At 64.3% G+C, this 25,300-nt stretch carries 21 protein-coding genes and 2 pseudogenes; 14 read left to right on the plus strand and 9 right to left on the minus strand.

The annotated features are described in order from the left end of the window. The 8 genes and pseudogenes from ACOQFS_RS23260 to ACOQFS_RS23295 form a co-directional block, all read left to right on the plus strand. Positions 1 to 706, plus strand: a pseudogene (locus ACOQFS_RS23260) (thymidine phosphorylase); the annotation flags it as partial. Beyond that, positions 703 to 1,602 carry a ribose-phosphate pyrophosphokinase gene (locus ACOQFS_RS23265; protein ID WP_062798561.1) on the plus strand — a complete coding sequence of 300 codons (900 nt, stop codon included), beginning with the start codon at positions 703 to 705 and terminating at the stop codon, positions 1,600 to 1,602. The pseudogene ACOQFS_RS23260 and the gene ACOQFS_RS23265, both read left to right, overlap by 4 nt. Positions 1,603 to 1,655: 53 nt before the next feature. Further along, positions 1,656 to 2,300 (plus strand): DUF6629 family protein, encoded by a 645-nt coding sequence (locus ACOQFS_RS23270; protein WP_003121541.1) that lies wholly within the window; start codon positions 1,656 to 1,658, stop codon positions 2,298 to 2,300. Next, positions 2,297 to 2,551, plus strand: coding sequence for a hypothetical protein (locus ACOQFS_RS23275; RefSeq protein ID WP_023098527.1), 255 nt, complete (start codon positions 2,297 to 2,299; stop codon positions 2,549 to 2,551). The genes ACOQFS_RS23270 and ACOQFS_RS23275 overlap by 4 nt, the downstream gene beginning before the upstream one ends. After that, positions 2,548 to 3,579, plus strand: a complete 1,032-nt coding sequence (locus tag ACOQFS_RS23280; RefSeq protein WP_421565154.1) for a hydroxyacid dehydrogenase — start codon at positions 2,548 to 2,550, stop codon at positions 3,577 to 3,579. The genes ACOQFS_RS23275 and ACOQFS_RS23280 overlap by 4 nt, the downstream gene beginning before the upstream one ends. An 86-nt stretch (positions 3,580 to 3,665) precedes the next feature. Continuing rightward, on the plus strand, positions 3,666 to 5,198 hold the full coding sequence (locus ACOQFS_RS23285; RefSeq protein WP_421565169.1) for an ABC1 kinase family protein: 1,533 nt from the start codon (positions 3,666 to 3,668) through the stop codon (positions 5,196 to 5,198). A gap of 27 nt (positions 5,199 to 5,225) precedes the next feature. Then, on the plus strand, positions 5,226 to 6,281 hold the full coding sequence (locus ACOQFS_RS23290; RefSeq protein ID WP_003121545.1) for a type II glyceraldehyde-3-phosphate dehydrogenase: 1,056 nt from the start codon (positions 5,226 to 5,228) through the stop codon (positions 6,279 to 6,281). Next, positions 6,278 to 7,540, plus strand: coding sequence for an MgtC/SapB family protein (locus ACOQFS_RS23295; protein ID WP_023087268.1), 1,263 nt, complete (start codon positions 6,278 to 6,280; stop codon positions 7,538 to 7,540). Before ACOQFS_RS23290 ends, ACOQFS_RS23295 begins: the two co-directional genes overlap by 4 nt. A gap of 161 nt (positions 7,541 to 7,701) precedes the next feature. On the opposite strand, the gene ACOQFS_RS23300 is transcribed toward ACOQFS_RS23295, so the two are convergent. The 9 genes and pseudogenes from ACOQFS_RS23300 to ACOQFS_RS23340 all read right to left on the minus strand — a co-directional run bounded on the left by ACOQFS_RS23300 (position 7,702) and on the right by ACOQFS_RS23340 (position 18,874). Next, a complete protein-coding gene (locus ACOQFS_RS23300) occupies positions 7,702 to 10,131 on the minus strand; it encodes a xylulose 5-phosphate 3-epimerase (protein ID WP_421565155.1) in 2,430 nt (809 codons plus the stop codon). A 117-nt stretch (positions 10,132 to 10,248) separates the two neighbouring features. Then, positions 10,249 to 11,565 carry a class I SAM-dependent methyltransferase gene (locus tag ACOQFS_RS23305; RefSeq protein ID WP_421565156.1) on the minus strand — a complete coding sequence of 439 codons (1,317 nt, stop codon included), beginning with the start codon at positions 11,563 to 11,565 and terminating at the stop codon, positions 10,249 to 10,251. Positions 11,566 to 11,719: 154 nt separating this feature from the next. Next, positions 11,720 to 12,172, minus strand: a complete 453-nt coding sequence (locus ACOQFS_RS23310) for a MerR family transcriptional regulator (protein ID WP_009516039.1) — start codon at positions 12,170 to 12,172, stop codon at positions 11,720 to 11,722. Between the two features lie 217 nt (positions 12,173 to 12,389). Next, a complete protein-coding gene (locus ACOQFS_RS23315; protein ID WP_421565157.1) occupies positions 12,390 to 13,523 on the minus strand; it encodes an acetate/propionate family kinase in 1,134 nt (377 codons plus the stop codon). A 295-nt stretch (positions 13,524 to 13,818) separates the two neighbouring features. Then, positions 13,819 to 15,486 carry a DUF3141 domain-containing protein gene (locus tag ACOQFS_RS23320; RefSeq protein ID WP_421565158.1) on the minus strand — a complete coding sequence of 556 codons (1,668 nt, stop codon included), beginning with the start codon at positions 15,484 to 15,486 and terminating at the stop codon, positions 13,819 to 13,821. A gap of 8 nt (positions 15,487 to 15,494) precedes the next feature. Beyond that, positions 15,495 to 15,794: a heavy-metal-associated domain-containing protein gene (locus ACOQFS_RS23325; RefSeq protein ID WP_023093273.1), complete on the minus strand. Its 300-nt coding sequence runs from the start codon at positions 15,792 to 15,794 to the stop codon at positions 15,495 to 15,497. A gap of 18 nt (positions 15,795 to 15,812) precedes the next feature. Continuing rightward, on the minus strand, positions 15,813 to 16,139 hold the full coding sequence (locus tag ACOQFS_RS23330; protein ID WP_421565159.1) for a DUF2933 domain-containing protein: 327 nt from the start codon (positions 16,137 to 16,139) through the stop codon (positions 15,813 to 15,815). A 634-nt stretch (positions 16,140 to 16,773) separates the two neighbouring features. Beyond that, positions 16,774 to 18,210 (minus strand): annotated as a pseudogene (locus ACOQFS_RS23335) (Cu(+)/Ag(+) sensor histidine kinase). Further along, positions 18,182 to 18,874 (minus strand): heavy metal response regulator transcription factor, encoded by a 693-nt coding sequence (locus ACOQFS_RS23340; protein ID WP_421565160.1) that lies wholly within the window; start codon positions 18,872 to 18,874, stop codon positions 18,182 to 18,184. The pseudogene ACOQFS_RS23335 and the gene ACOQFS_RS23340 overlap by 29 nt, the downstream one beginning before the upstream one ends. A 114-nt stretch (positions 18,875 to 18,988) precedes the next feature. Between ACOQFS_RS23340 and ACOQFS_RS23345 the strand changes: the two genes are divergently transcribed. From ACOQFS_RS23345 to ACOQFS_RS23370, 6 genes are all read left to right on the plus strand, one after another. Next, positions 18,989 to 20,008 (plus strand): IS30 family transposase, encoded by a 1,020-nt coding sequence (locus ACOQFS_RS23345; protein WP_421565161.1) that lies wholly within the window; start codon positions 18,989 to 18,991, stop codon positions 20,006 to 20,008. Between the two features lie 234 nt (positions 20,009 to 20,242). Beyond that, positions 20,243 to 22,117, plus strand: coding sequence for a copper resistance system multicopper oxidase (locus tag ACOQFS_RS23350; RefSeq protein WP_421565162.1), 1,875 nt, complete (start codon positions 20,243 to 20,245; stop codon positions 22,115 to 22,117). A gap of 25 nt (positions 22,118 to 22,142) precedes the next feature. Continuing rightward, on the plus strand, positions 22,143 to 23,123 hold the full coding sequence (locus tag ACOQFS_RS23355; protein ID WP_421565163.1) for a copper resistance protein B: 981 nt from the start codon (positions 22,143 to 22,145) through the stop codon (positions 23,121 to 23,123). Positions 23,124 to 23,160: 37 nt separating this feature from the next. Continuing rightward, positions 23,161 to 23,646, plus strand: coding sequence for a DUF411 domain-containing protein (locus tag ACOQFS_RS23360; protein WP_003090303.1), 486 nt, complete (start codon positions 23,161 to 23,163; stop codon positions 23,644 to 23,646). Between the two features lie 33 nt (positions 23,647 to 23,679). Continuing rightward, on the plus strand, positions 23,680 to 23,952 hold the full coding sequence (locus ACOQFS_RS23365) for a DUF2933 domain-containing protein (protein ID WP_003097518.1): 273 nt from the start codon (positions 23,680 to 23,682) through the stop codon (positions 23,950 to 23,952). A gap of 143 nt (positions 23,953 to 24,095) precedes the next feature. Continuing rightward, the gene (locus ACOQFS_RS23370) at positions 24,096 to 25,070 is read left to right on the plus strand and encodes an IS5 family transposase (RefSeq protein WP_421565164.1); all 975 of its coding nucleotides are present in this window, start codon (positions 24,096 to 24,098) and stop codon (positions 25,068 to 25,070) included. Positions 25,071 to 25,300: the final 230 nt, after the last annotated feature.

A 25,300-nucleotide genomic window follows, 5' to 3' on the forward strand; every position in this document is an offset into this window, starting at 1 on the left:
CCAGCTCGTCGCCTCGGTCCTGTCCAAGAAGGCCGCCGCGGGCTCGACCCATGTGCTGATCGACCTGCCCGTGGGTGCCACCGCCAAAGTGCGCAGCGCGCAGGCCGCGGCGGCGCTCGGTCGGCGCCTGCAGGAGGTGGGCAGCGCCATCGGCCTGCACGTGGCCTTGCGCGTCACCGATGGTGAGCAGCCGGTCGGCCGCGGGATCGGCCCGGCACTGGAGGCCCGCGACGTGCTGGCCGTCCTGCAAGGGACGCCCGAGGCCCCGGCCGACCTGCGGGAGCGAGCGTTGCGGCTGGCGGCGGACATCCTCGAAATGGGCGGTGCAGCGCCCGCCGGCGGCGGCCTGACGCTCGCCACGCAGGTGCTGGCCGACGGCCGCGCCTGGGCCACGTTCGAGGCGATCTGCGCTGAGCAGGGCGGCCTGCGCAGCATCCCGGTGGCAACGCATCGGCACACCGTCGCATCGCCGTCCACGGGACGGGTCTCCCGAATCGACAACCGGCTGCTCGCGCGGGCGGCCAAGCTCGCCGGAGCACCGACCGCCGCTGCCGCCGGCATCGACGTGCATGCGCGCCTGGGCGACCAGGTCGAAGCGGGACAGCCGCTCTTCACGCTGCACGCCCAGGCGCCGGGCGAGCTGGCCTATGCGCTGCAGTTCGTCCGCTCGCGCCCACCGATCTTCCAGATTTCGGAGAACCTATGAAACCTCTCGTTTTTCACCTGCCGGGCGACGAAGACTTCGCCGATGGACTGATCCGGGCGTTGGGCGCGCAGCGGGCTGCCCTGCAACTGCACCGGTTCCCGGACGGCGAGTCGCTGGTGCGGCTGGACGCCGACGTCACCGGCCGCACCGTCGTGATCGTGGCCAGCCTGGCACAGCCGGACGCCAAGGCGCTGCCCTTGTTGTTCGCCGCGGACGCAGCGCGCGACCTCGGCGCCACCCGCGTGTTGCTGGCTGCCCCGTACCTGGCGTACCTGCGTCAGGACCGGCGCTTCAACACGGGCGAAGCCATCACGTCCCGCACGTTCGCTGCGCTGGTGTCGACGGTGTTCGACGGTGTCGTCACCGTCGATCCCCATCTGCACCGCTACCGCTCGCTCGGCGAGGTCTACCGGGTGCCGACCCGTGTGGTCCAGTCCGCGCCCGCCATCGCGGCCTGGGTCGCAGCCCATGTGGACCGTCCCGTGTTGATCGGACCCGATGCGGAAAGCGAGCAATGGGTCCAGGAAGTCGCGCGCTTGGCTGGCGCGCCGTTCACGGTGTTGCAGAAGATCCGCCGGGGCGACAAGGACGTGGAGGTCAGCCTTCCCGACACCGCGGCCCTGGCAGACCGCCAGCCCGTGCTCATCGATGACATCGTGTCCAGCGCGCGCACGATGATCCAGGCAATCGCCAGTGTGCGCAGCGTGGGATTGCCGCCACCGGTGTGCATCGGGGTGCACGCCCTGTTCGCCGCCGACGCGTACCACGCACTTCTTGCGGCAGGGCCCCAGCGGGTGGTGACCTGCGACACCGTGCCGCATGTCTCCAACGGCATCAGCGTGGTGGCACCGCTGGCGACAGCGGTGCAGGAACTGATGGAAGCCGGCGCGCCATGAGCCGCTGCGCCGCGCTCGCCATGACGCTCACGATCGAGGGGAGATGACTGCCCATGTGCTTTTCCGCACCCGCCAGTTTCACGGCCGCAGCGGTTCTGCTGGGCCTGGGGACCGTCACCATGCGCCGGGCCCGCTCACGGCGCGAACTGCCGTATGCCGCCATCCCGCTGCTGTTCGGGGTCCAGCAACTGCTCGAAGGCATGCTGTGGCTGACGTTCCCCGACCGCGCGCCCTTGCTGAACGTGGCGCTGACGCATCTCTACTCGTTCTTCTCGCACGTCCTGTGGCCGATCTACGTCCCGCTGGCTGCGCTGGCGCTGGAGAGCGTCCGTTGGCGCCGTCGGGTTCTGGTGGCCATTGCAGTCGCGGGCGCGCTCGTCGGTCTGTACCTGCTGGCGATGCTGGTGAAGCTGCCCATCACGGCCCGCGTGGTCGGCCAGCACATCCTCTACGACTCGCCGCACTTCTACGTGATGACCACGATGGCCCTGTATCTGATCGGCACCTGCGCAAGCCTGATGGTTTCTAGCCACCGGCGCGTGGCGGCTTTTGGGGTGGCCGCCTTTGTCTCCGCAATCGCCGCCTACATGTTCTATGCAACCTGGTTCATCTCGGTGTGGTGCTTCTTTGCCGCTGTGCTCAGCTTCATCGTGCTGTGGCAGTTCCGAGAGCCCCGAGCGAGGCTGGCCGTGCCATGACGAATCCTCCGGCCAGATTCAAGCCCGCACTGGCCTACGCGGACTGCGGCCCCACGCAGGGCCCGATGCGCCGCGCGGCGTTCTTCACGGTTCAGTTGCTCGACGGATTCGAGACCATGCGCGATGCGGTCGCCGGCCGGCTGCCGACGGTATTCGCGCAAGCGGGACTCGCGCAAGGCACCAAGATCGGGCACTTCATCGCCGCGTTCTGCATCCTGTCCCTGCACCGGGTAATCGAGGAGGGCTCATGACCGCACAAAACCGTCTGTCCGTTCTGTTCTCCGACATCGCACCGGCGGACCAGGCCGCGCTGCAGCAACGGCTTCCGACCCACTGGCACGCGCATTTCGTCCAGAACGAACGCCTGGTGGTATCCGATGTCGGCGATGAAGACACCGAGGTGCTGTGCGTCTTCGTGCGCACGCGCGTTGACGAATCGGTGCTCCGGTTGCGGCCGCGCGTGCGGCTCGTGGCAACGCGCTCCGCGGGCTTCGATCACATCGACCTGCAGGCTTGCCGCCGACGCGGCATTGCCGTGTGCCACGTGCCGGACTATGGGTCCGCCAGCGTCGCCGAACATGCCTTCGCCCTGCTGCTGGGCGTGGCTCGCCATCTGACACAAGCCCACGAGCGGGCGCGCCAAGGTTCGTTCGCTTACCGCGGCCTCACCGGCTTCGAGCTGGAAGGCAAGACGCTGGGCATCGTCGGGCTGGGCCGGATCGGGCGCCACGTGGCCCGTATCGCCCTGGGCTTCGGCATGGAAGTTCTCGCGTACGACCCGGCCCTCGCCCAATCGCTCGACATCACGGCAGCACCCATCGCCGGCGTCCGCGTGGTGACGTGGGAGCAGATCCTGCAAAGCAGCGATGTTCTGAGCCTTCATGTTCCGGCCACGCAGGCCACGCACCACCTTCTCGATGGCCAGGCCTTCGCGCGCATGAAACCGGGCATGGTACTGATCAACACGGCACGGGGTGCGCTCATCGACGAGGCCGCCCTGCTGCACGCACTGGAGGCAGGTACCGTCGCCGCAGCAGGTCTGGACGTGCTGGAACAGGAAGGGGATCTGTCTCCCGAAGTGCCCACGGGCTGCGGCGGACTGGGTTGCGATACCGGCTGGTCGGCATCCAGCCCACTGCTGACGCATCCGCGTGTGCTCGTGACACCGCATGTCGGGTTCAATACGTCGGAGGCGATCGCGCGCATCCTCGACGAGACCATCTCGAACATCGCAGCCTGGCATGCGGGCCGCCTGCGCAACAGGTTGGATGAGCCATGACGCGACCGAACCGCCCCGTTTCCACCGTGCGTCTTGCGGGCCGCCCAACGCAACGCTCGGCGCTGCGCCGGGCCACGCAGATCGCTATGGCCCTGAGCGGGTTCCTGCTCTGGGTGGCCTGGCACCGGGGCCTGATGCGCTGCGATACCCACCGGGCGGCCGACCGCTTCGCCGAAGTGCTGCAGCGATTGGGCACGACCTTCGTGAAGCTGGGCCAGCATCTCAGCCTGCGGGCCGACATTCTGGCGCCCGATGCGCAAGAGGCTCTGGCCAGCCTGCAGGCCAATGTGGCGCCGTTTCCTCCCGAGCAGGCGGTCCAGGAGGTCGAGGCGGCGCTCGGCCGCCCATGGCAGCAGGTCTTCGCACGCTTCGACATGCACGCGCTCGCCGCGGCCTCGATCGCCCAGATTCATCGTGCAGCCCTGCCGGACGGGACGGAAGTGGTGGTGAAGATCCGCCGCCCTGGCGCGGCCGAGCAGGCCGAGACCGACATGCGCATCCTGCGCCGCATCGTCCTGGTCATGCAGGGGCTCGTGCCCTCGCTGCGTCGCTGGGGGCTGGCAGCCATCGTGGACGAGGTTGCGGCCAACTTCCGCTACGAGATGGATTTGTCGCGCGAGGCAGCTTCCGTGCGACGTTTCGCCGACGCCTGGCGCGGCTCTGCCGACATCGTGATCCCCGACGTGGTGGACGGCCTGTGCACGCCGACCGTCATGGTCCAGCAGTTCAGCCACGGAGCTCACCTGCACGGTCTGCCTTCGCCCACCGCGGTGGCGGCCGCGGGCAAACTCGTGGACAGCTACGTCGCCCAGATCTTCCGCGATGGCTTCTTCCACGGCGACCCCCATCCCGGCAACGTCTTCGTGATGGACGATGGCCGCATCTGCCTGCACGACTTCGGCATCGTGGGCCGGGTCGACGGCAACATGCGGCGGGCGCTGGTGGCGTTCGCCCTGGCCTTCGTCGAGCAGGATGCCGAATGGGTGGTCGATGCCTGGCTCGACCTGGGCCTGCTCGGCGACGGCACCGATCGGGCCGTGTTCGTGCCTGTCGTGCGTGCCCTGGTCGCAGACTGCGCACAGAGGCCGCTGAAGGACTGGTCGCTCTCAGGTGCTCTCGCGCAGCTCGTGGCGGCGGGCCGGACCCAGGAAGTCCGGCTGCCCAGGGACCTCCTCGTGCTCACGCGTGCCCTGTTGTTGCTCGAAGGGACGGTGCGCCTGCTGGCACCCGAGTTTTCCATCATCGAAGCCATCTCTCGCCACACGACCACGGGCGTCTTCGACGAGCCCAAGTCTGCGGCATCGCAGCGTCTGCCATATGAACTGGGAAACGCGGCCCACGCCCTGCCCTCCCTGATGGCGCGGCGTCTGCACAGCGTCTTGCGGCAGGGTGACCTGCTGCAACTGTCGATCAAGCCGGATGCCAGGATGCTGAGCGGGATCGACCGCCTCGGCCGTCGCGTCGCGCTGGCGCTCGTGACGCTCGGCCTGTACATCGCATCGAGCTTGTTGATGCAGCACGGCGTGGGCCCGCGCTGGGGCGACATGCCGGTACTCGCGCTGCTGGGCTATGCGCTGGCGATCCGGTTCACGTTTTCCATCGCGCGCAGCCGCGGCTGAGGCGCCTCATCAAGCAAGGAGTCAGGCATGAACAAGGTCAGAGTGGCGGTGAACGGATACGGTGTGATCGGCAAGCGGGTGGCGGATGCGGTCGCACTCCAGGAGGACATGGCGCTAGCCGGCGTCGCGGATGTGGTGCACGACTATCGCCTGCAGGTGGCCGCGCAGCGCGCTTTCCCGATTTACGCGGCGACCGCTGAAGCCGCACAATCGATGCGTGCTGCGGGGCTTCCTGTCGCGGGCGATCTGGCCGACCTGCTCGCCAACGCGGACGTCGTGGTCGATTGCACACCCAAGAAAGTCGCCGCGGTCAACAAGAGGGCGTACGACGCTGCCGGTGTGAAGTCCATCTTCCATGGCGGCGAGTCCCACGCGTTGACCGGTCATTCGTTCGTCGCGCAGGAGAACTACGCAACCGCGATCGGCCGCACCTCCACCCGGGTGGTGTCCTGCAACACGACGTCGATCGTGCGCACCCTGGGGGCGCTTCGGACAGCGGGCCTGCTCAAGCGAGCCCGCGGGACGCTGATCCGCCGGGCTTCCGACCCGTGGGAGGCGCATGCGGAGGGCATCATCAACACGCTCGTGCCGGAGAAGACGATCCCCAGCCATCAGGGACCGGACGCGCGCACTGTGATCCCGGACCTGGACGTCGTCACGATCGCGGTCAAGGCGCCGCACAACAGCAGCCACCTGCACACCTGGTGGGTCGAACTGACGAGGCCGGCCACGCGCGACGAGGTGCTGGCTGCCTTTCGCGCTGCGCCACGGATCGCGTTCGTGCGATCCTCGGATGGTCTCGTGGCCCTCAACAGCACGGTGGAACTGATGGCCGATCTCGGCCGCCCGCGCGGCGACCTGTGGGAGGTCGCGTTGTGGGAGGACGTGCTTTCGGTCGATGGCGATCAGGCGTACTACACCTACCAGGTCTTCAACCAAGCGATCGTGATTCCCGAAACCATCGATGCCATTCGCGCCTTGAGCGGCATCGAGACCGATCCCCAGGTGTCGATGGCGCGCACCGATGCTTCGCTGGGACTGCAGCGTGATTTCATCCGCGACCGCGTCCAGGTTCGACGATGAGTGAATTCGATGATCCCGCGCTGGTCGGGCTCGGGCTGGCCCTCGCTTCGGGACTTCTGATCGGCCTGGAACGGGGATGGCAGCAACGCGAGCGGCCCGAGGGACATCGCGTCGCGGGCGTTCGCACCTTTGCGCTGATCGGCCTGCTCGGCGGCCTTGGCGGGCTGCTGGCCCAGCGCTGGGGAGCCGGCATGCTCATCGCGCTGCTCGTACTCGTCGGGGTGTATCTGGTGGTGGGCTACCTGGTGACGGCGCATATGCATGCCGTGATGGGACTGACCACGTCCGTCGCCGCCCTGGCGACTTTCGCCATCGGGGCGCTGGCGACCAGTGGCGCTTGGCGCGTTTCGGCGGTCGCCGCCGTGGTCGTGCTGGCGCTGCTGCGTTTCAAGCAGCTCTTGCACGCCGGCGTCGGCAAGCTGTCCGAGGCGGAGATCAGCAGCGGCACGCAGTTGCTGTTGATCAGCGTGGTCGTGCTGCCGGTGCTCCCTGACCGTGGCTTTGGCCCCTATGAGGCGCTGAATCCCTATCGCCTGTGGTGGGCCGTTGTCCTGCTGGCTGTGCTGTCGTTCACTGGGTTCGTCCTGATGCGCTCGCTCGGCAGGAAGCGAGGGCTAGTATTCACAGCGCTGCTCGGGGGAATCGTGTCGAGCACCGCCACCACGGCCACGTTGGCTCGGTGGGCCGGGCAGACGCCAGGGTGGCGTCCACTGGCAGCGGCGGGTGCGGCGCTCGCGTGCGCAGCCATGTTTGCCCGCATGGCGGCCCTCGTCGCCATCGCGGCCCCCGGCATCGGCTGGGGCCCGGTGGTCATCTTTGTGGCCATGGCCGCAGTTGGCGGTGTTGTGGGGACGTTCCTGGCGGCGCGGTCGTCAGCCGAAGACTTGCCCGAACTGCAACTTGGAAACCCGTTGCAACTGCGCTCCGCGCTACAGTTCGCGGCGTTCTTGGCCACGGTGATGCTGGCAGGCCGCTTTCTTGCCGATCGCTTCGGGGATGCCGGAGTCATGCTCACCGCCGCCGCCTCGGGTCTTGTGGACGTCGATGCGATCACGCTCTCGATTGGCCGTCTGGTAGACGAAGGCGCCGTCACCGCCGCATCGGCCACCCTGGCGTTGTTCATCGCGGCGTCCGTCAATCAAGCCACCAAACTTGTCCTGTTAACGTCGTTGGACGGGAAATCGCTTGCGTGGAGAGTGTTCCCGTCGTATGCGGCAATGGCTGCGGTTGGCTTCGCAGTCGCCTTGGCCCTGACCTGACGGAATGCCAGGGGCAACGGGACAATGGCGGTCTTGCGACTCCAGCATGGGCCGCCGCGACATCCGACCACACCCATTCCACAAGACGGCGACCCGCGGCAGGGCGGTCTGTCGCTGCAGACCGCCGATAAATCCGGTCGCGCCATGTGACCGAAAGGGGTTCAAGCCGGGGCCATCACCACGCGCGGGTCGCCATGCCCCTGCACGGCCGCCAACTCCTCGACGCTCAGCAAGCTCACCGGATCGACACCGAGCCCTTGAGCCGCCTCGGCCGCCACGTGCGCCCAAGTGCAACGGTTCGCGAACAGCATGCCGGCCACATCGAGCGTCCCGCCGCGCGCCTGGTAGCCCAAGGCACGGGTCTGCCGCGCCCCTGTATCGATCCGGCGCATCAGGCCCAGCGTCGGCTCGGGTCGCATGTGCGACACGATGACGCGCACGGCGGCAGTCTCCGGGAACAGGCCGCGCAAGGTCTGGTCGCCGGCCACAAAGTCCTGCTCGCGTTCGTCGCGGGGTGCTCTGAAGCGGCCCGGCTCGATGACGCAGGTCACTGCGGTCCGATGTCCAGCGGCTTCGAGGCGCCGCGCCGCAAGCAGGGCCTGCTGCAGCTGGTATGCGCCGATGGCAACCAGCAACACGTCGGGGGCGTCGCAGGGCTTCACCACCCAACCACCCTGATCGACCAAGCGTTCGGCCTGCTCGGCACTCAACTGGCTGGCGACGGCCCGCTTGGGAACGACCAATGTCCAGAACTGGCCGTGCGAGGCGTAGGCCGCGCGCAGCGCCGCAACGGCACTGTTGGCATCGACCGGGAACAACACGCGCGAGGTGTCGGACATTTCGCCCAACAGCGCTTCGGCCAGCGTCGGATCCTGGTGCGACTGCTCGTTCTTGCCGTTCTCCCAGGTGTGGGACGTCACAACCGTGACCACCGACAGCCATCCGGGTGGTGTGCCTGCCTGCGCCTGGTGTCGCGCGAACAGGATTTCCTGGCGCAGCGCGCCCAGCATCTTGACGGCAAATGCCTCGTAAGAGACGACCAAGTTGATGCCGCCCTTGTTGCCCAGCGCCGCGCTGACCACCGCTTCTTCGTTGAGCGCCGTGATCACGGCGCCATCGACGGCCTCCGCCAGGCCCGGTTCGGGCGTGAAGACGCGGTGTTTGAGCAGGTCCAATGTCTGGCCCATGCGGTTGCTGCGCAGCTCGTCGGGATTGCCTACCCGCGGACGCAGCTGTGGGTTGGCTTGGACGAGGGCCGCGAAGGCTCCGTCGAGTGCCGCCATTGGCGAGACCTCGCCCTGGCCCGCAACATGCCACTGCGGAACCGGAAGTCTGGGGGCCGCCACCTGGCGGTGCGCCAGGGCATGGTCCCGCTCCAGGGGACGATGCTGCACTTCGTGCCGGCGCAGTAGTGCGACCGCTTCGTCGAGTTCGTGCGACGGCACGAAGAGAGCGCGAGCACCCTCGTTGAACTGCTGAAGCGCTATCTGGTCGACCCGGGGGTTCCCCTCCAGCGGCAGGTTGTGCGCGGCATTGGTTCCAGCACCGGGGAAGCCGAATCCCTTGGGCGCTTCGGCGATGGTGTAGTGGAGGGGTACCGGGTACTGAACGGTGCCCTGCGAAACTCCAGCCGCGCAGGCCGACAACCGCTCCTCCATCGCGTGAACGGCCCAGGCGAACGCGGCGGGGTCGGTGCCGTCGATCTCCATCGGGTCGAAGCCGTTCAGCCGCAGATGCTGGTGGAACCATTCTCGGCCCCCCTGCTGCTGCATGGTGCTGCGCTGTTCGATGCGGCGACCGTTGAGGATCATGAACGGTGCCACGAAGCCGCTGTCTTCTGCCCGCCACCAGCGCGGCGCCCAGTCACTGCCACGCTGCTCCTCGAAAGCGCCGTCGCTGAGGAACACCACCAGCCGCTCGCCGGGCAAGGGCATGTGCACGTACTGCAGTTCGGCAAAGCCGAGATAGCCGCCCTCGGACAGACCGCCTGCCGTATTCGGGCCGACGTGCCTGCCCAGCGGCGAGGCGGGACGCCCCTGTGCGTCGATCGCGTAGCTATAGAAATCCCGGGCAAAGCGCGTGAGGCCGCTTTCGCTGCGGTCGTATCTCTCGGCGTGGCGCGGCGTCATGTTGCCCACCAGAAGGTTGCAGGCATCGATGCCCGCGACGCAATGGCCCTGGCCCATCAACCAGCCACGCGTCAACCCACTGAGCGCGTTCGCGGCCAGGTAGCCGACATAGGCCGGCACGATGTTCAGCGCCCCACCGGTATGCCCCTCCGGCGTCTCCTTGAAATCCTCGGCTCTCATCTCCCGGCCATCGGGATAGACCCGGTCGGCATAGGTCATGTGAACCGTCAACCACATGCCTGCCACGGCCAGGCGGTCCGCCGACCAGAGCGTGCGATACACCGCGGTTGTGTCGCTCGCCTTGCCTTCGGCAACCAGCACCTGTGCGAGATCGTGGACTCGCAGTTGCGTGAGATCGTTGTGGGTGATGGGGCCGTGGCCGCGCGCCCAGCGGGCGAACTCGGGATCAGACTCGCGGAACACGCGGACGCGCTCGGCGACCCAGGGAAGCTCGTGGTTCATGTGGAAAGTCCTTGAGAGCCGGCACGCAGGTAAGCGCGACGGCGAGATTGGGAAGGCTGGCGTCTGTGATCGTCTTTCGCGCGCCAGCGGCACGGCCATCTAGCGTTCATGGCTGTGTTATCCATAAAGATCAGAGCGGGTCAAGGGCACGGGCCAGCTTCCGCCGTCGCGTTTGGACGCGACGATCTGGTAGATCCCAGTCCCCCCGGCCTCGAATTCCAGTGCACACGCCGCCATGTACAAGCGCCAGATGCGGAAGGTCACCTCATCGACCTCCCGCAAGGCCTCCTCCCGGCGCGCTTCGAGCCGCTGGACCCAATGACGCAAGGTCAGCGCGTAGTGGGGTCGAAGACCTTCGACGTCATGGATCTCGAAGCCGGAGCGCTCCATCCCTAGCTGGATATTGCTGACGCAGTCCAATTCGCCGTCGGGGAAGACGTAGCGGTTGATGAACTCGGTCGCGACGGTTCGGTTCCAGCCCTCCTCGTCATGGGTGATCCCATGGTTGAGGAAGAGTCCTCCTGGCCGCAAAACCCGCTGGACCACCGCGTAGTAGGCCGGTAGGTTCGCGAGTCCCACGTGCTCGAACATGCCAATGCTTGACACCTTGTCGAAAACGGCCGTGCCTTCGAGGTCACGGTAGTCGCGCAGTTCAACGGTGACGAGATCCTGCAGGCCCTCCGAGCGGATGCGCTCGCGCGCGTATTCGAGTTGCTGTTGGCTGAGCGTGATGCCGTGCGCACGGACGCCATGTTCTCTTGCCGCCCAGCATACGAGCGCGCCCCAGCCGCAGCCGATGTCGAGCAGGCGTTCGCCTCGCTGCAGGCGCAGCTTGCGGCAGATGTGCTCCAGCTTGTTGCGCTGAGCCTGGTCCAGCGTGTCATCCGTCGCCTTGAAATAGCCACATGAGTAGACCCTCTCGGCATCGAGCCAGAGGCCATAGAACGCGTTGGACACATCGTAGTGAAAGGAGATCGCGGCCTGATCGGTTTGACGCGAATGGCGATGGGAGAAGCGACGTGCGACGCGCGAGGCCAGACTCCGCGAGGGCTTCAACCCGTCCTGGTCGGACACACGCAGCAGCAGTGCGTCGCGCAACAGGGCCAGTTTGTCGCGCCAAGAGAGCGAAAACCTCTCGAAATGCGCCTTGAGCCCGAGCGCGGTGTACAGGTCTCCCTCAATGTCGATGGTGCCGCGGAAATAGGCTTCCGCCAGCAGCAGCGGATCCGGGCGCAGGACCAAGCGACGCAGCAGACCCGGGTCACGGATGATCAGGGTGTATTCCGGGTGCGATTCGAGCTCGTGCAAGAGCATATCGCCCAGACGCAACGCCGGCGGGCGCTCGATGCCGGCCAGCAGCCGGCGCAAGATCCGTAGCGCGGCGGCATATCCGTCGGGCGATACGGTTCGATCCCGTGTCGTGAGGTGGCTCATTGGGGGCGCCTCGCTCGCTCGTGTGCAGCGGATGCTGCGAAGTGGATAGACGACTCATACTTGGCGCTGGCGTGATCGGCACGACCACAACCGCTGCACCGCATGTACGTAGAGCGTCGTGATGCCGAGGAATGTCGACGATGATCAGAGCGATTCATGCGCGTACACGACGGGACTTCGCGCGCACCGAATTGCGCTGAACGTCCGCATCCGCTCCTTCGATCAAACCGCAGACGGAATGGCCATCCGGGACGCCGTCCGGCAGCCGCTTCCAGTCGCGCTCTGCCTGCTGCATGCGGCGATGCAAATCTGTCGCCTCCTTCAGCCGCCGGGCCTGCTCGTCAAGCCGTTCGCTCAGCAGCGCCCGCGCGCGCGGACAAGGCGATGCACCGCGCTGGCTCATCTCGACAAACTCTGCAGCGTCCTTGAGCGTGAAGCCGAGGGCCAATGCATTGCGTATGAAACGAACCCGGGCGACGCTTCGATCCGAGAATGCGCGGTAGCCGTTCGTGCCCCGGCCATCGGGCACCACAAGCCCCACCCGAAGGTAGTGACGCAACGTGTCCGGTGTGACGCCTGCCGCCTTGGCGCATTCAATGAGTTGCATCACCATCCTCCAGCAAGGTTGTCTTGAATCCCTTCACTTTCGAGCGAGTTTGAACCCAGGTGCTGCACATGGGTCAAGGGCCCGGTGTCTGAACCGCTCCGTTTCTTCCTTCAACGTGCGGTTGGATGGGCAACTGGACCATCATCGGCGCGAGCATCAACGGGCGTGGCTCCCGGCCCGGAGGAAGACTTATCGTGGTCTTGTCCCAGTTCATTGCCTATACCAAACCACTTGCCTGGTCATTCAGCGCTCGGAACGTCTCACGCGCGATCGCTAACTGCTCGCGTGCTTGAACCACCAGCACGGCGACGGCGGATCGGGATGACTGCAACTGGGCGACTTCAGTGTTGGGCGAGTAGGCGCGATTGCGCTCTTCGTCTAGTTCCAGGCCGATGAACTCCAGGCCATCAACGATGCGCCGACGCAACGCGGCCGAATTTTCTCCAGCTCCGCCAGTGAAGGCCACAGCATCGCAACCGCCCATCGCGGCGGCGTAGGCGCCGATGTACTTGCGCACGCGGTACGCGTGTACCTGCAATGCCAGTTGGGCGGCTGCGACTCCTTCTCCCGCGCGCTTCTCCACAATCCGCAGGTCCGAACTCTCACCCGACAATCCTTTGAGTCCACTGTCGCTGTAAAGCGCCGCCTCGATCTGCGCCAACGTCAAACCCAGTGCGCGTGCGACGAAGCCGGGTACGCCAGGGTCGAGGTCTCCACAGCGCGTGCCCATCACAAGACCTTCAAGCGCGGTCATTCCCATCGATGTATCGATCGACCTTCCTCGATCGATCGCGCAGACGCTGGCGCCGCTTCCAATGTGGCAGCTCACGATACGAAGTTCTGACGGCGGCCGTTTCAGCTCGGTGCTGACGGCGGCCAGTACACCCTGGTGGGACAGGCCATGGAAGCCGTATCTCCGTACCCCTGCCGCGCGCCACGATGGCGGAACAGCATAGGAATGGGCGTATTCGGGCATGTCGTCATGGAAAGCGGTGTCGAAGACCGCGACGTGGCGCACGCCGGGCCAACGCTCAAGGGTCAGGCGTATGCCGGCCAATGCGGCAGGATTGTGATGCGGCGCCAGAGCCGAAGCCTTGCCGATCTCGCGTTCGACTTCTTCATCCACGAGCACCGCGTTGCTCAACAGTGGGCCACCGTGTGCGACGCGGTGACCAATGCCATCGATAGTTGTGACACCCGCCCTGTGCAAGTGCCGCTCGATCTCCTCGAAGGTCGCAGCATCCACCGCAGGATGATCAATCGCCGATTCGATCAATGGCAAGGTACGAGCCGACTCGAAAACTCCGAACTTCAGGGTCGCACTGCCGGCATTGATGGCGAGGACGCGCATGTCGGAGCTCCGTCAGCGCCGGTCAGTGCCGACGTCGCCGCCATTGGCAACGTTCATCAGATCGAATTGCCAAGTTTCGCTCGGCGCTAGCAGCACGCGAGGCCGCCGATCAGGCCCATGCTTCCGATGCTGTAGCGCCGTTGCTGGCGTGGTGATACGGGAGAATCCAACTTTGATCCGTGCCTGGACGACGCTGAAAAGCGGAATCGGCGGTGGCAGGCGCATCGCCTCCGGCAAGGAGCGTGCTGCTTGCGACCCGTGAGCGTCTCTTTTTGCAGCCACAGTGGAGGGTCGTTCAGTTGGCATAGGCCTGCTCGAACACAAGCTCAGCCCACAGGTCCCGGCTCTTGCGCCATGATTCCATGGCCTGCCCAATCGCGGCTGCACCAGTTCGCTCAAGCTGATACCAAGGATTTTCGACCCGATGGGGATCCTGCGCACTCCACTGCTCAAGCCATCGTTGCACCCATGGCAGCAGCGCCAGGGCCGGGGTCACCTGCTCGGACCAGACCTTGCGACTGACGCGCATGGGGTGCAGCGCGCGAAGTTCACGAGCCGAGTCGGGGGTGACGGCGAAGCGGACCCACGGCGACACCCACTGCGAATAGAAGCGCTCGGTGATCTCCGAGAGTGCTTCGACCTTGTCGAACCCCGCCGGGTTGGCGTCGTAAGGCAGGTCTTCCAGCCGCCGCGGCTGGAACTGCGCAGCGGCGGCCGACTCCGAAGAGGCGCTGTCCTCCAGAACCATCTCGTAGAGTCCAGGCTTGAGTGCCTGGATAGATTCGGCATGATGCAAGATGGCGCGGTGCTCGCGTCGCGCCACCCCCGCGGAAACGAAGATGCCAAGGTGGCCAACATGTTGGTGCAGCAGGTACACCACGCGCTGGCCCGCCGCCACCAGGTCTGCGGTCGTCGGATATACCGCTTTGAGCCAGCCGAGCGCCTGGTGGGGCGGTGTGATGTTGTCGCCGTTGGAGCAAAAGACCACCAGCGGTGCGCCAATGCGGCTGAGATCCGCGCGGCAGTGGCCATCGACCACGACCTCGCCGCTCTCCAGGTGATTACCTACGAAAAGATCGCCTGCGATCGACAACATTTCCTCGCGTGCAAGCTGGTAGAAGCCATTCCACCAACGCTCGAACTCCAGGAAACGATCGCGCTCAGTCTCCGGCTGCGCGAAGAGCGTGTCGTATTTCTTGAACACGCCCTCGGGCCGCAACGCCTCGAAGTTCTGGACCAGCCAGGCACCGTCGAATCGCCCGGCGCCGAGGTCCGACACCCAGTGCGCCGGCCAGATGCCGCCCGTGAACCCACCGAGCAGCCGCATGGGGTTGACGCCTCTCTCGCCTGCCCAGTACGACAGCGGCGAGCCATTGAGCACTGCCAAGGCGGCACGGTGCTCGCAGTGCGACAGCGCCAGCGTGATCGCCCAACCGCCTTGGCAGTTGCCGTAGACGATCGGGGCCTTGCCTCGGTGGCGCTTGGCCACCATGTCGATGAATGTGGCCAGGGTCTGGACGACTGCGCCCATGGTCTGGCCCTCGACGGGCTCCGGATCGAACACTGCGAAGTACACGGGATGGCCTTCGAGCAGTGCCATGCCAACTTCAGAATCGCGTTTGAAGCCGCCGATGCCAGGGCCGTGGCCGGCGCGTGGATCGACCACCAGCACCGGTGCGGCGCCTTTGCGCACATGTTTCTCCAAGGCGTCGGTGCCACAGCGAGTGACACGCAGGAGCCGGTAGTTGCTCGCTGGCTGCAAGTCGTGGCCGTCGGCCACCTGCTCTGACTCGAAGTGGAGAAGCGGCGGCATACCCGCCGCTTCGTGTTCGGTCATGTTGTTGGCGCGCTGCCTCAGCGCTTCGCCGGACGCGACGGTCCGCCACAGCATGTCGCCCCAGTAGGCGGCAAAGAGCGCAAGCGGTGCGGCGGCCATACCCTGGGAGTTCGTGCGGGTGTCCATGGCGTCGATCAGCGGCAGCAGCAGCCGCCATGCCCCTTTGAACGGACAGCGGCCGGCGCATGGGAGGCACCGGCACCCGCCGCAATGCCCGGCGAGGAATCAGCGGATGCCTCGTAGCCCGCGGCAGCTAAGGCCGCGATCAGCTCAGGCGTCTTCTGGGCCGTCTGGTCGCCGGTGACACTCGCTGCGCCGCGAGCGAGATCGACATGCACGTCTTGCACACCAGCTACGCGCTTGAGCGCCTTGCTGACCGAGTTCGCGCAGGAGGCGCAGGTCATGCCGGCAACCTTGAGTTCGATGGTTTCCATGATGATGCTCCGGTGGTTTCAGTGGTGGTGCCCGGACTGGCCGACGGATTTCGGGCGGCTCCGGTCGTCTGATTGGCGCGCAGGCGAACCCTCTTCATCGCCCCGAGGCGGCTGATCTTGATGGTCATGACCACCATGTGCGCCGTGACTGCCATGGCCGAAGATGTGTATCAACGGACAGGCGAGGATGAAGAGGAAGGGAAGCAGTTGCAGAAGATGGGCGTTGTGGCGGTAGAACATCCAGGCAACGGCGGCGGCGAGGCCGAGCCACAGCAGCCACTGGTTGATGCGAGACCAGTTCGGGCCGTTTCCTGTGCTCTTACTTCGATCGGGCGGAATATTCATGGCGATGCTCCTTCGTGAAGTTGACCCTTGTCGATTGGCGAGATTCCCGCATTCGAGTGCCGTGCAGGGCGCTGATCAGGCCCATCCATAAAACAGGTATGCCAGAAGAATGGGGCTGAACACCGGAGATTTCCATGGCCCCGCTAAAAAGTCCTCGATAGTTTCTGAGCATGATCGACCCGTGCCAAATGTGGCTTGTTAAGCTCAGCATAGAGCTGAGGTGAAGGCAGTACCTTGATCTTGATCAAAAAGACTCTCTGTACCCAGCTACGGGGTACATACCCCGCGCAGCGAACCAGCAGACCAGCTCACCTCAGGGGCTCAGCGCACACCGCCAAGTGAGCGCGCGCCAGATGTGCCGAGCAGGCAGACGTTCGGCACCGATCGGAGGCTATCTACGAACGGTGTCCGGAACTGTGACCGGATCGCGGCCGAGCAAAGGCCCTCGCGTGCGGTGTGGACGTAGCGATGGGATACACAAGCGCATGATGTCGGCGCCTGCCGCTAGGACTGGGCACGTGGCAGTCACGGAGAAAAAATGTCCCGCTCGCGTAGCAACGTGGCCGGCCGGGTAGATCCCAGAATCAGGCAAAGAGATACGCCAGTTGGCTGGACGGACCGCAGCGCCCTCGGACTACTGCCGCAGATGGGGCAATACCAAGTCAAACCTGGTGACAAGCTCACTGGAGGTCACGGCAACGGAGCCACCATGTGCCTCCGCAATCGATTTCACGATGGCAAGGCCAAGACCGGCGCCCGCCGTATTTCGTTGCCGTGCCGGATCAACTCGGTAGAAGCGGTTGAAGAGCTTTGGTAGATCGCGCTCAGGAATTCTCTCACCGGGATTGACCACACTGATCGTTGTCCACTGCTCATCCTGCGAAAGCAAGACCGTGATGCTCTTGCCGCGAGGCGTGTGTCGAATTGCATTCGAGAGAAGATTGTTCAGCGCCCGGGTGAGCATTTCCCGATCCGCCGCTATGCTGCCGATCGCCCCTTTAACACCAAGCGTAATGCCGCTATCTTCTGCCAGCGCCTCGAAATAGTCGAACAGACTCCGCACCAATTCGGACAGATCAATGGTAGACAGACGCTAGTTGCGGGGATCATTTTCCGTTTGGGCAAGAAACAGCATGTCACCAATCATGCGTCCCATCCGATCAAACTCTTCCAAATTTGAATAGAGGATTTCTCTGTATTCCTCGTTGCTGCGCGGCTGGCCAAGCGCCACGTGAGTCTGCGTGACCAGGTTGATGACGGGCGTGCGCAACTCGTGCGCGATGTCTGCGGAAAAGTGTGATAGCCGGGTGAAGCCTTCCTCGATTCTCGCCAACATATCGTTGAAGGCGAATACCAGTTCCGCCAGTTCGATCGGCACATCCCGAGGATCCAGCCTCACATCCAGCTTTGAAGAGCGAATCGCCCGAATCTCTTCATTGACCTTGCGAATCGGCAGGTGGCCCCACTGCACCGCCAGCCAAGCCACACCGAGCGCCAGACACATGACCAAGCCGGTTGCCCACCAGAGCATGCGCTTGAACTCCGCCAGGAAGTCGAGATGAAAGCCGATGTCCATGGCAGCGACGATGCGGTAGCCGGGCGCCGCTGAATCGTCAGCAGGCAGTTGCAGCACCACACCTCGATATGACCTCTGATCCTCCTGCCACACGATCAAATCGTCAGCGGTGATGCGGTTGACCAACTTTTTGCTACTGGCAAGTTTAGACAGGTCAGGACCGGGCGTGGCATAGATGCTATTGCCAGCCCCATCGTAGACGCCGTACGTCATCCCATGATGTCCTGCGACTGCGTTGGCCAAGTGTTGCTTCAGTTCGTCGCTTGCGATGTCACTTGCAAGCTGGTGCAAGGGCTGAGCCAAAGCGGTTGTCACTGCCTCCAGTTCGTGGGCATCCTGTTGAGCAAAGTGGTGCTCCAACGACCGGAGAATGACCCAATTGAACACAAGAAACACCAAGGTCGTGGCGATACCAACGAGGGCCGTGACCCTCAATGCAAGCGACGCTGGACGGCTTTGCCGCGGCTTATGGCGCAGGGGCATCATCGGGCGCATCGAGCGTGTATCCCATTCCACGCACGGTGTGGATGAGCTTCGGATTGAACGCATCGTCTATCTTCGCGCGTAGACGGCGGATGGCTACATCGATGACGTTGCTGTCGCTGTCGAAATTCATGTCCCATACCTGCGACGCGATCAGAGAACGTGGAAGGACCTCCCCCTGGCGACGGGCCAGGAGCTCAAGCAACGCGAACTCCTTGCTGATGAGATTGATGCGTTGGCCAGCGCGCGTTGCGCGCCGGCGCGCCAAGTCCAGCACCAAATCGGCAACCTGGATGCGATCAGGCTGGCTCGGAGCGCTTCCGCGTCGCAGCAGCGTCCGCACCCGCGCCAGCAACTCAGAGAACGCGAATGGCTTGACGAGGTAGTCGTCCGCTCCCAGTTCCAATCCCTTGACACGGTCGTCTACACCGCCACGCGCCGTCAGAAAGAGCACAGGGACCTGTTTACCGGCATCTCGAAGGGCACGCACGATGCGCCAGCCATCGACATCCGGCAGCATGACATCCAAGACCACCAGATCGTATGTCTCGCCCATGGCCAGGTGGTGTCCGTCCAATCCGTTGCGCGCCAGATCCACGACGAATCCCGCCTCCATGAGACCTTGGCGGACGTAATCCGCCGTCTTGTTCTCGTCTTCAACGACCAGCAGTTTCATCGCATGTCCCATGAAATCGCTACGGCGCGGAAAAATAGCCGCTCACGATGTACGCATTCATCCGGCGGTCTCAAATCTGAAGTGCAATACCCTCACCAAGGGTAATGTACGCAAATGGGAACGAGATACGAGCACTTGCAGCCAGAAGACAGAGTGACGCTGGCATCGCTGCGCCAGCAGGGCTGGAGCATCAGGGCCATAGCCCGCCTTCAAGGCCGCAGCCCCAGCACCATCAGCCGTGAGTTGCGGCGCAACGCCTGCCACGGCGGTTACGCCAGCGCGCCTGCGCAGCGTCTGTGCCAGCTGCGGCGCATTCAGGCCAAGCCATGCCCCAAGCTGCACAGCTGCGGGGCGTTGTGGACTCTTGTGACCACCATGCTGTGCTGGCTGTGGTCGCCCCAGCAGATTGCACGCACACTCCAGCGCATGTATCCCCAGGACCCAACCATGCATGCCTCGCACGAGAGCATCTACACCGCCATCTATGCATACCCACGCGGTGAGTTGCGCCGCCAGCTCATCGCACTGCTGCGCCAAGGCAAGAGTACACGCCGCCCGCGTTCAGCAGGCTCTGATCGGCGTGGTCAGATTCCAGACATGGTCTCTATCCATGTTCGCCCACCCGAGGTCAATGATCGCGTGATCCCGGGGCATTGGGAGGGGGATCTGATCAAGGGTGCTGGCAACCAATCGGCGGTGGGTGTGCTGGTAGAGCGCTCAACGCGCTTGGTGCTGCTGTGCAAGATGCCTGACGCATCCGCAGACAGTGCGCTGGCCGCGTTCACCAACAAGCTGCGCCAGATCGCACAGCCGATGCGCCAGACGCTCACCTACGACCAGGGCAAGGAGATGGCCCGGCACAAGGAACTCGCCCAAGCCCTTGGCATGCGGGTGTACTTTTGTGATCCGCACAGCCCTTGGCAAAAAGGCAGTTGTGAGAACACGAATGGGCTGCTGCGCCAGTTCATGCCCAAGGGCACAGACCTGAGCATGCATGACCAGGATGCGCTGGACTCCATGGCCGATCTGATGAACAACCGTCCTCGTCAGACTCTCGGCTGGGATTCTCCCTACCAGGCTTTTCAGCGGTTCATGGCGGCTATCGCCGAGAAAAGCTCCGCTACCATTCATTGAATATCAACCAGCGGTGTTGCACTTCAGATTTCAGACCGCCTCCACTTTCAATCAGCAATTTACTGGTTGCCAGCTTCCACGAACATGACACGAACATTACATGAATGTAATTCAGGGGTCATTCGATGGAAAGTGCCCAACCCATAGCATGACCTGCATTGCGTCGAACTGTGCCGCTCAGGATGGGGTGGCGTTTAGAACGACTTCCGAGTCATCTATGGAGGATTTCAGGCCATGCCGCCTCGTTCACCCTTTTTTATCGTGCCCACACAGGGCCTTTCTCGTCGGCGTTTCGTCCAAGGGTTAGCCGCCGGCGGCGTTCTCGCTGGGCTGTCCACGCCGGCGTTCAAGGCATTTGCCCAGCAAGGCTCCGCGACGCGCGGTGCCGCCCCTGTGCTGAAGGGCACCGAGTTCGACTTGGTGATCGCCGAATCGCCCGTGAACTTCACGGGCAAGCCAGGCGTGGCTACGACCATCAACGGCTCGCTGCCGGCACCGACATTGCGTTGGCGCGAGGGTGACACCGTCACAATCCGTGTAACCAACAAGCTGCGTGAAGCCACATCCATTCACTGGCACGGGATCATCCTGCCGTATCAGATGGATGGCGTGCCGGGCATCAGCTTCAATGGCATCGCTCCCGGCGAGACCTTCACGTACCGCTTCAAGGTTCAGCAGAGCGGCTCCTACTGGTACCACTCGCACTCCGGCTTCCAGGAACTCACGGGCATGTACGGGGCGATCATCATCGACCCCGCTGGCGCCGAGACCATCCACGCCGACCGTGACCACGTGCTGCTGTTCTCGGATTGGACCGACGAAGACCCGATGCGGGTGTTCACCAAGCTCAAGTCCCAAAGCGACTATTACAACTACAACCAACCTACCGTCTTCGACTTCTTCCGGGACGCCTCGCGCGAAGGCACGGCCGCTGCGATCGACAAGCGCAAGATGTGGAACGAGATGCGGATGAATCCGACGGATCTCGCAGATCTGTCTGCCGCCACGCTGACCTATCTGGCCAACGGCGTCACCCCCGCCGGCAATTGGACGGCGCTGTTCCGACCGGGTGAGCGCGTGCGGCTGCGCATGGTCAACGGTGCGGGCAACACCTTCTACGACGTACGCATTCCAGGACTGAAACTCACGGTGGTGCACGTCGATGGTGTTGACGTGGAGCCGGTGACCGTCGATGAGTTCCGATTCGGTCCTGGCGAAACCGTCGACGTGATCGTCCAGCCACGGGATGACGCTTACACGATCTTCGCCCAGGCGATGGACCGGACAGGCTACGCGCGTGCCACGCTGGCCGTGCGTGAAGGTCTTCAAGCTCCCGTGCCTGCCCTCGATCCGGTCGAATGGCTGACCATGAACGACATGATGGGCGGCATGATGGGGGGCATGGACCATGGCGGGTCCGGCCAGGCCATGGAGATGACCGGGATGACCGGGATGGGCTCGGGTTCGATGTCCGGGATGGATCATGGGGCGATGGCAGGCATGAATCACGGCGCCATGAACCACGGTGGCATGGCGATGGATCACAGCCAACACGCCGCGGCGGCGGGGGGACTGGCCGTGCCCAGCACTACTGCTCGCCACGCTCGCACCGAGTATGGTGCCAGCACGGACATGCGCGTTGACATGGCGCGCACCAACCTCGATGACCCCGGCATCGGACTGCGCAACAACGGTCGGCGCGTGTTGACCCTCGCGGATCTGCATACCCCGTCGGGGCCGCTGGACAAGAGAGGCCCCGGCCGGGAGGTCGAACTGCACCTCACGGGCAACATGGAACGCTACGCATGGTCCCTGGACGGGCTGGAGTTCGGAAAGTCCACGCCGGTGCACTTCAAACACGGCGAGCGGCTGCGGGTCATTCTGCACAACGACACCATGATGACCCATCCCATGCACCTGCACGGCATGTGGAGCGAACTGGAAAGCCCCGACGGTCGCTTCCTTGCGCGCCGCCACACCCTGCCGGTGCAGCCGGCACAACGCATCAGCTTCCTGGTGACAGCCGACGCGCTCGGCCGCTGGGCGTGGCACTGCCACCTGATGTTCCACATGGATGCCGGCATGTTCCGCGAAGTCGTGGTGTCTTGAACCCAGCGCACAAGGAAGACCAAGAATGTCCAAAGCACTCCCCACTCGCGCACTGGCCACGACGCTTGCGGCCCTGGTAAGCGTCGCCGCCCATGCACAAGCACAGAACGACCATGCAGCGCACGGCCAGGCCGACGCTCAAACGGCCGCGCCATCTACTCAGACCGTGGCTCCTGCCGCCGACCCGCACGCGGGTCACGCGACGTCGGCGAGCGGCTCGACCGCGGCCCCGGCCATGGATCACGGCAACATGCAGATGCAGGGCGGGTCGGCGCCTCCTGACGCCCGCGATCCGCATGGCTACTCCAATGGCCTGACATTGGGATCGGGCGACTACGCCGTACCCGGTGTGCCGCGGCTGATGCTGGCCGACGAACACAGGTTCTTTTCGTTGCGCGGCGAAACTCTGGAACGCCGCTTCACGCGCAAAGGAGACGACTCCACGGCCTACGACCTCCAGGCGTGGTATGGGACGACCTACAACAAGGCCGTCGTGAAGGCCGAAGGCGATATCGCCAAAGGAAAGCTCGAAGAATCGCGTACCGAGCTTCTCTGGGGGCACGCCGTCGCACCGTACTGGGACACCCAGCTCGGCGTTCGGGTGGATAACGGGGAAGGCCCGAGCCGTCAATGGTTGGCTTTCGGCATCCAGGGCCTCGCCCCCTACTGGTTCGAGCTGGAGGCGACGGGCTACGTGGGAAGTGGTGGACGTACGGCGCTGCGTGTCGAAGGCAGCTACGAGCTGCTGCTGACCCAGCGACTGATTCTGGAGCCTCGCGCCGAGTTGCAGTTTTATGGCAAGGACGACCCGGAACGCGGTATCGGCAAGGGCCTGGCCGAAGCGTCTGCTGGCTTGCGCCTGCGCTATGAATTCAGTCGCCAGTTCGCCCCCTATATCGGCGTGGAACGGGCGGGCAGCTTCGGACGCACCGCGGACTATGTGCGTGCCGAAGGCGGCCGTGCGCAGCAGACGCGCTGGGTGGCTGGCGTGCGATTCTGGTTCTAGAACCTAGCGGGTTTGATCATCTGATGAGAGGCGATCCATGAACATGCACTACGACAGAAGCCAGGGCAAAGTGCCGAGACGCCAGGCATTGATCGCTGGCTTGTTGGTGATGGCACTCGCAGGACCGAGCCTGGCGCAGAGCCGACCGATTGCCAAGGTCTGGAAGGACCCGAGCTGCGGATGCTGCAAGGACTGGGTCTCACACCTGCAAGGCGCAGGCTTCGATGTGCAGGTTCTCGACACCGGGAACACCGCAGCGCGCACGCGGCTGGGCATCCCGCAGAAGTACGGTTCTTGCCACACGGCGCAGATCGGCGGCTATGCCATCGAGGGTCATGTGCCTGCCTCGGACATTCAACGCTTGCTGCGCGAAGCCCCGCAGGCCATCGGCCTCGCGGCGCCCGGCATGCCGGTCGGTTCGCCCGGCATGGATGGTCCGGCCTATGGTGGACGCAAGGACGCCTACGACGTGCTGCTGATTGGGAAAAACGGTAGCAGCACGGTCTATCAGTCGCATCGCTGACCATCCATCAACCCTTCTCCGTGGAGATATGCCATGCAGCATCAGCACACACAGACCCCCAGCGATCGCCCCCGGTTCTGGCGATCGCGCTACGGCGTGGCGTTCCTCATCATCGCCGCTGTCGCCGCGTATTTCCTGCTCAAGGAGCATACGGCACATGTTGCCGGCTATCTCCCCTTCCTGCTGCTGGCGGCTTGTCCGCTGATGCACCTGTTCATGCACCGTGGTCACGGCCACGGCGGACACGATCATGCCGCGCGTCAGGGTAAGGAAGGTGCCGCAGCCTCCAAGGAGCAGAAGCAATGAGTCGAGGCACTCGCACCGTGCGAGCACGCGACGCCGCGCTTGTCTCCTTGCGCGCCTGCGGCCTGCTGCGATCACCAGACACCAAAGGTTAAGGCAACGCTGATTAAGGTCCACCGTTGATGGGGGTCAAACGTTATCCGCAGATGAAGCAGCAGACCCTGGCAATGGCCGCAGATCAAGACAACGGATTCGAGCATTCGCGCAAACCCACCCGACGCGAAGATTTCTTGCGGACCATGCAGACAATAGTGCCATGGGCCGCTCTGTGTCAGGTGATAGAGCCGCACTACCCCAAGGCAGGCAATGGCCGCCCGCCCATTGGCCTGGAGCGGATGCTGCGCATCCATTTCCTGCAACACTGGTTCAACCTGGCCGATCTGGCGTGCGAGGAGGCTCTGTATGACAGTGCCAGTCTGCGCCGCTTTGCGGGCATTGACCTGGGTCGTGAACGGGTGCCCGATGCCACCACGCTGCTGAAGTTTCGCAATCTGCTCCATGAGCACAAACTGGGCGAAGCCCTGTTTGCCAAGGTAGGCCAGCAATTGCAGGAGCGCGGCTTCAAGGTCAATACCGGCACCATCGTGGATGCCACCATCATCGCAGCGCCCAGTTCTACCAAGAACGCCGACAAGGCGCGTGACCCCGACTTGCATCAGACTCGCAAAGGCCAGCAATGGTATTTCGGCATGAAGCTGCACATTGGGGTGGACAGCCAAAGCGGGCTGGCGCACAGCGCCGTGGTGACGGCGGCCAACGTGCACGACAAACACCCACTGCCCGATCTGCTGCATGGCAATGAGCGACGCGTGTACGGCGACTCGGCCTATGCCAGCCAGAAAACACTGATAGCGAGCAAAGCCCCCAGGGCCAAGGACTTCACCAACCAGCGCATCCGCCGTGCGGGCGAGGTGGACGAAGTTCAGCGGGCCAAGAACCGCAACAAGTCACGGGTGCGCGCTCGGGTCGAGCATGTCTTTGCGGTGGTAAAGCGCCTGTGGGGATTCACCAAGGTGCGCTATCGCGGGCTGCAAAAGAACGCCACGCGTGCGTTCACGGCCTTGGCGCTGGCCAACATCTACCTTGCCCGAGGGCGCCTGCAGGGACAGGTGCGCCCGTAAGGGGCCGAAGGGGGCTCAAAGGCTCCCGAAACAGGCCCTGTGGGGCAAAGCACAGTATCTTTGCGGGCCATTTGGCATTCAAATGGCTGTGCGATGGATATGACGTTACTTGTTCAGCATTGCCCTAAGTCGGCCGTGAGATTGCTGAAAATTCATTCGGCATTTTTGTGCAGCGAACAGTCCGCACGACCATTACCAACGAAGTGCGACAGGCCTCGTTCGCTTTCCTT

It is taken from the genome of Paracidovorax sp. MALMAid1276 (assembly GCF_049198005.1).
GTDB lineage: Bacteria > Pseudomonadota > Gammaproteobacteria > Burkholderiales > Burkholderiaceae_C > Acidovorax.

Coding starts and splice junctions, on each gene's coding strand:
- ACOQFS_RS23265 (WP_062798561.1), top strand. CDS start 703: ATGAAACCTCTCGTTTTTCACCTGCCGGGCGACGAAGACTTCGCCGAT.
- ACOQFS_RS23270 (WP_003121541.1), top strand. CDS start 1,656: ATGTGCTTTTCCGCACCCGCCAGTTTCACGGCCGCAGCGGTTCTGCTG.
- ACOQFS_RS23275 (WP_023098527.1), top strand. CDS start 2,297: ATGACGAATCCTCCGGCCAGATTCAAGCCCGCACTGGCCTACGCGGAC.
- ACOQFS_RS23280 (WP_421565154.1), top strand. CDS start 2,548: ATGACCGCACAAAACCGTCTGTCCGTTCTGTTCTCCGACATCGCACCG.
- ACOQFS_RS23285 (WP_421565169.1), top strand. CDS start 3,666: ATGGCCCTGAGCGGGTTCCTGCTCTGGGTGGCCTGGCACCGGGGCCTG.
- ACOQFS_RS23290 (WP_003121545.1), top strand. CDS start 5,226: ATGAACAAGGTCAGAGTGGCGGTGAACGGATACGGTGTGATCGGCAAG.
- ACOQFS_RS23295 (WP_023087268.1), top strand. CDS start 6,278: ATGAGTGAATTCGATGATCCCGCGCTGGTCGGGCTCGGGCTGGCCCTC.
- ACOQFS_RS23300 (WP_421565155.1), bottom strand. CDS start 10,131: ATGAACCACGAGCTTCCCTGGGTCGCCGAGCGCGTCCGCGTGTTCCGC.
- ACOQFS_RS23305 (WP_421565156.1), bottom strand. CDS start 11,565: ATGAGCCACCTCACGACACGGGATCGAACCGTATCGCCCGACGGATAT.
- ACOQFS_RS23310 (WP_009516039.1), bottom strand. CDS start 12,172: ATGCAACTCATTGAATGCGCCAAGGCGGCAGGCGTCACACCGGACACG.
- ACOQFS_RS23315 (WP_421565157.1), bottom strand. CDS start 13,523: ATGCGCGTCCTCGCCATCAATGCCGGCAGTGCGACCCTGAAGTTCGGA.
- ACOQFS_RS23320 (WP_421565158.1), bottom strand. CDS start 15,486: ATGGACACCCGCACGAACTCCCAGGGTATGGCCGCCGCACCGCTTGCG.
- ACOQFS_RS23325 (WP_023093273.1), bottom strand. CDS start 15,794: ATGGAAACCATCGAACTCAAGGTTGCCGGCATGACCTGCGCCTCCTGC.
- ACOQFS_RS23330 (WP_421565159.1), bottom strand. CDS start 16,139: ATGAATATTCCGCCCGATCGAAGTAAGAGCACAGGAAACGGCCCGAAC.
- ACOQFS_RS23340 (WP_421565160.1), bottom strand. CDS start 18,874: ATGAAACTGCTGGTCGTTGAAGACGAGAACAAGACGGCGGATTACGTC.
- ACOQFS_RS23345 (WP_421565161.1), top strand. CDS start 18,989: ATGGGAACGAGATACGAGCACTTGCAGCCAGAAGACAGAGTGACGCTG.
- ACOQFS_RS23350 (WP_421565162.1), top strand. CDS start 20,243: ATGCCGCCTCGTTCACCCTTTTTTATCGTGCCCACACAGGGCCTTTCT.
- ACOQFS_RS23355 (WP_421565163.1), top strand. CDS start 22,143: ATGTCCAAAGCACTCCCCACTCGCGCACTGGCCACGACGCTTGCGGCC.
- ACOQFS_RS23360 (WP_003090303.1), top strand. CDS start 23,161: ATGAACATGCACTACGACAGAAGCCAGGGCAAAGTGCCGAGACGCCAG.
- ACOQFS_RS23365 (WP_003097518.1), top strand. CDS start 23,680: ATGCAGCATCAGCACACACAGACCCCCAGCGATCGCCCCCGGTTCTGG.
- ACOQFS_RS23370 (WP_421565164.1), top strand. CDS start 24,096: ATGAAGCAGCAGACCCTGGCAATGGCCGCAGATCAAGACAACGGATTC.